We start from the raw sequence: 4,794 nt of genomic DNA, 5'->3' as shown, positions 1-4,794 counted from the left end.
AACTATACTAGTAGAAGTTAATTTTGCAATAGTTATATTGATATATCTACTTAAATACATATATAAAATAAAATCACAAATTATTGCACATATCGTTACTATTATAAATTTTTTAAAATCATTTGCCTTTTTCATTTTCTTATCCTTTTCTTGAATTATGAATTTTTCAAAAAAAATGGACTTCTGCAAAAAAGATAAATTATCTACTATGCAAAGTCCATTTTTGAATTTTTATAAGTATTTTTTATTTATTCATATCATCCTTTATTGCCTTCATTGATTTATCTGCAGCAATAAGTGTTTTTTCAACATCTTCCATTGTATGTTGAGCATGAAGATACCATCTGCCACCAAACATAAGAAATACTCCATTTTCCTGCATATACTTTTGGAAATCATTGCTCATCTTTCTGTCAAAGTGTTCTGTTTCTTCATCATCATACAATCTTCTTCTTCCACCTGGTATTCCAAAAAGTGCTGAGAATACACCTGGTGCTTCACTTATTGTAAGAGGTAAATCATACTTATTTGATAACTCTACAAGTCCATCCATTAATTTTTCCTGAACCTGTTTTATCTGTTTATATACTGCGCCGTCATTTTCGCTTAAGATTTCTAAACAAGCCTTTATGGCTGCCATACCAAAACCATAACCTTGATATGTGCCTGGTGCAATTACTTTACCATCCCTAAGTACTTCCATAATTTCTTTTTTACCACCAACACAAGCAATAGGAATACCTCCTCCAATTGCTTTACCCATTGTACAAATATCTGGAGTAACTCCAAGTAAACTTTGAGCTCCGCCTAAGCCTGTTCTAAATCCTGTTATAATTTCATCCATACACATTACAACATTATATTTATCACAAAGTTCTCTTATCTTTTCAAGGAATCCTGGCTTTGGATATAAACCATCGTGATTCCAGACAATGCCTTCAAAATGAATCATTGCAATTTCATCATGATATTTATCAAAAGTCTTTTCTAAAAACTCAAAATCATTCCATGGTATTAAGAAAGTTTCATTTGCTGCCCATGGTGATTTACCTTCTGTAAACATACCTTCTTGCTTAATATGTTCATTCTCTTGATTAATTGGATTAGGTCTTGCGTCAGGGTCAGGATTTCTTATTCCTCCAAGTACATTATCCATCCATCCACAATATTGTCCATAAAAACGTACAATAATGCTTTTTCCTGTATATGCTCTTGCAATTCTAAATGCAGTTTGAACAGCTTCAGTACCAGAAAGTGTAAATTTCAATTGTTCTACACAAGGAACAAACTTTCTAAGCATTTCTGCTACTTCTACATCTGTTGGTGTAAACAATAGATTAGATCCAATACTTGTACCTGTAGTATCCAAAAATTCCTTCATCTTTTTAACAAATTTAGGGTGTTTATGACCTAAAATATTTGGACCTAATGCGCCATTATATTCAATATATTCATTTCCATCAACATCAAATAGATGTGATCCTTCTGCTCTATCAATAAATAATCTATGTTTTGTAACCTGCATAGGTATTCTCAGATTTGAGTGACCACCTGGATAATACTCATTAAACACTTTTGTTAATTCTTCACTTTTTTCTCTTTTTAACATATCTTTCCTCCATTTATTTTTTATATTGTTGATATCCAAACTATTTAAAATTGATTTGAATAGCCATTTAATAATCAGTATCAGCTTTTAAATAATGTATAGTATTTGTCAGTTGTAGAAACAACCTCTGGTGTTACTGTCTGATAAAATGCTTTTGAAGTAACATAATCAGGTGTCTCTAATGCTGGATTTTCCTTTATTGAATCTGAAAGAAATTCTTCAATATATTTCATATCTAAACCTGGTAAAGCTGGATATGTTGTTATAGATTTTGCAAATTCCTCAGGTTCAATTCTAAAGTTTGCTAAAGCTTCTGCTGCTTCCTTATGCTCTGCATCTTTAGGTATGCCCCAAAATACAGGTCCTGCTTCATACCCATCCATATGAGCAATATCAAACTTATCTCTGTTTGCTGGATCCGCCATTAATGTAACCCAGTCACGTTCATACATAAGTGCAACAGATACATCACCATTTAAAAGCATAGCACTTGTACTTCCACCTGCCATGGCTTTAAGATTTGGCTTAATCTTCATAAGAAGCTCATAAGCAGCTTTAATTTCATCTTCATTGCTTGTACCAGGAGTATATCCTATAGCTGCAAGTGCTGTTCCAAATAAAGAAACAGTAGATTCAGGCAAAGAAACTTGACCTTTAAACTTAGGATCTGCTAAATCCTTAAAAGAGTTGATTTCTCCTGGACAAGTTTCTTTATTGTAAACAAGAACTGTATATCCTGGATCAAATCCATCTGAAACTATATACGGTGCATCATTTTCATCTGTTCCATTATAAACACTATCCTTAAGGTATTTTTCGTTCGGTATATTTTCTTTATTGATTTTATCAAGTACATCTGCTTCAATAAAAGTTTTTACATATGCACTTTCAACATGAACTAAATCCAAACCACTTCCACCTGAAATAAGTTTTGCTAACATTTCATCAGTATTTGTCACATAACTTACATTTACATGACATCCATATTTTTCTTCAAAATCTGAATACACTTCTTCTGAAATACAATCTCCCCAAACCATAATATTTACAGTATCACCAATATCCGCAGAATTAGCTTCACCTGTTTCTGTGTTTCCACTTTCTCCTCCTGAGCCTCCACAGCCTACAAAAGTTGTCATTAAAATAATTACTGTTAGAAATACTCCTAAAAATTTCTTCATATTTACCATCCCCTTTTTTATTATTATTCTAAAAAAGAGCATAAGGCATTCATTAAATCTTAATGACCACCATTGCTCTTTAGGAATATTTTTAATTTCTGTTACTAAATATAAAATAAATTATTTTTACATAACTGCTTATCTAAATTTAAGAATATTTTAACATTAAATATAATTTATTGAACAATAAATTTATAATTGTTTTCTTTTAATGCCTTCATAGATTTATCAGCAGCAATAAGTGTCTTTTCAGCATCTTCCATTGTATGTGAAGCATTTATATACCATCTTCCTCCAAACATAAGGAATACACCATTTTCTTGCATATATCTTTGGAAGTTGTTGCAAAGCTCCTTATCAAATCCTTTAAGATCCTCATCAGTATATAATCTTCTTCTTCCACCTGGAACCCCAAATATTGTAGAAAATACCCCATTTGCTTCTGTTATTGTCAATGGAATATCATATTTATTTGATATTTCAACAAGACCATCCATAATTTTTTCCTGTACCTTAAATACTTTATCATAAACTGCACAGTTATCTCTTGTTAGTAAATCAATAGTAGCAAGTACAGCAGCCATACCTAAACCATAACCTGGATATGTACCAGGAACAAGTACTTTGTTTCCACGAATAACATCCATTATCTTTTTCTTTCCAGCTACACACGATACAGGAATACCATTTGATATTGCTTTTCCCATTGTACATATATCAGGGGTAACACCGAGAACTTTTTGGGCACCACCAATATTTACTCTAAAACCTGTGATAACTTCATCCATACTCATTACAATGTTATATTGATCACATAATTCTCTAATCCTCTCAAGAAATCCTGGTTTTGGATAAAGACCATCATGATTCCAAACAATACCTTCAAAATGAATTGCAGCAATTAAATCATGATACTTTTCAAATGTTTCTTCAAGTGCATCAAAGTCATTCCACGGAATAAGAAATGTTTCTTTATTAACCCAAGGCACTCTTCCTTCTGTATAATATGGATCAACTTCAGGTCCTCCAATAAGTGTATAATCTGTATATGGAATTTCATCTTTATTAGGATTGATTCTTCCACCTAATACATTATCACACCATCCTGCATAGCTTCCTGCAAAACGAACAATTACTGTTTTTCCTGTATAAGCTCTTGCAATACGAAAAGCTGCTTGAACTGCTTCAGAACCTGTTGTTGTAAATTTAATTTCTTCAGCACAAGGTACATATTTTTCAATAAGTTTTGCTACTTCAACATCCATAGGTGAAAATAGAAGATTTGAACCAATAGCTGAGCCGTTATTTTTTAAATAATCAACAATACGTTTTGTAAATTCAGGATGACTATGCCCTAAAATATTAGGTCCCATAGATCCGTTGTATTCAATATACTCATTTCCATCAACATCTGTTAAATGAGTACCTTCTGATTTTGCAATAAATAATCGGTGCTCTGTAACATCCATAGGAATTCTTAAATTAGAATGCCCACCCGGATAGTATTTATTAAACTCCTTAGTTAATGCTTCACTTTTGTCCTTTTTTAACATATATCAGTCCCTCCTATCACTTTTCTATTCATATATTTGTCATTTATGATTAGATTATCTTTTTTATAATTGTCTTCTGTTTACAATATATATTCTATACTCATCAATATCAGTCTTCTAGGAAAAACCGGAACTAGAACTACTTGCTCTTACAGAATAACAACTTTTTGATTTTATTTTTTTAATAATCACACCCAATTAATTTTATTCAAAAATAAATAAACCCACGAAAATCCAATAAAATGATTTTCGTGAGTTTTATAGTGGAGGTAACTTTAATACAACAGCTCCCTCTATTAATGTATAATCAATATATTAATAAACTAATTAATTTACTTTTCCAGTTTTAACAACATCATTCCAAGTAACTGCCTTTGAATTTTCAGATGTTTGTTCTCCTGAAACTCCAGATAAGCTTATAGTTCCATCATTAATATACTTAACAGCTAAA

3 protein-coding genes are annotated in these 4,794 nt (G+C 31.4%); all 3 read right to left on the bottom strand.

What is annotated here, in order from left to right; translation table 11 throughout:
- Window positions 1-244: 244 nt before the first annotated feature.
- The 3 genes from Q0F58_RS17285 to Q0F58_RS17275 all read right to left on the bottom strand — a co-directional run bounded on the left by Q0F58_RS17285 (window position 245) and on the right by Q0F58_RS17275 (window position 4,343).
- Window positions 245-1,609, bottom strand: a complete 1,365-nt coding sequence (locus Q0F58_RS17285) for an aspartate aminotransferase family protein (RefSeq protein WP_294379112.1) — start codon at window positions 1,607-1,609, stop codon at window positions 245-247.
- Window positions 1,610-1,689: 80 nt separating this feature from the next.
- Window positions 1,690-2,790, bottom strand: a complete 1,101-nt coding sequence (locus Q0F58_RS17280) for a PotD/PotF family extracellular solute-binding protein (protein ID WP_294379111.1) — start codon at window positions 2,788-2,790, stop codon at window positions 1,690-1,692.
- Window positions 2,791-2,966: 176 nt separating this feature from the next.
- Window positions 2,967-4,343: an aspartate aminotransferase family protein gene (locus tag Q0F58_RS17275; protein WP_294379110.1), complete on the bottom strand. Its 1,377-nt coding sequence runs from the start codon at window positions 4,341-4,343 to the stop codon at window positions 2,967-2,969.
- Between the last annotated feature and the right edge of the window lie 451 nt (window positions 4,344-4,794).

The organism is uncultured Clostridium sp., from assembly GCF_934754915.1.
Classification (GTDB): domain Bacteria; phylum Bacillota; class Clostridia; order Clostridiales; family Clostridiaceae; genus Clostridium.
Note: the sequence above shows the minus strand (reverse complement) of the source record. Positions and strands in the feature narration are given on the sequence as shown.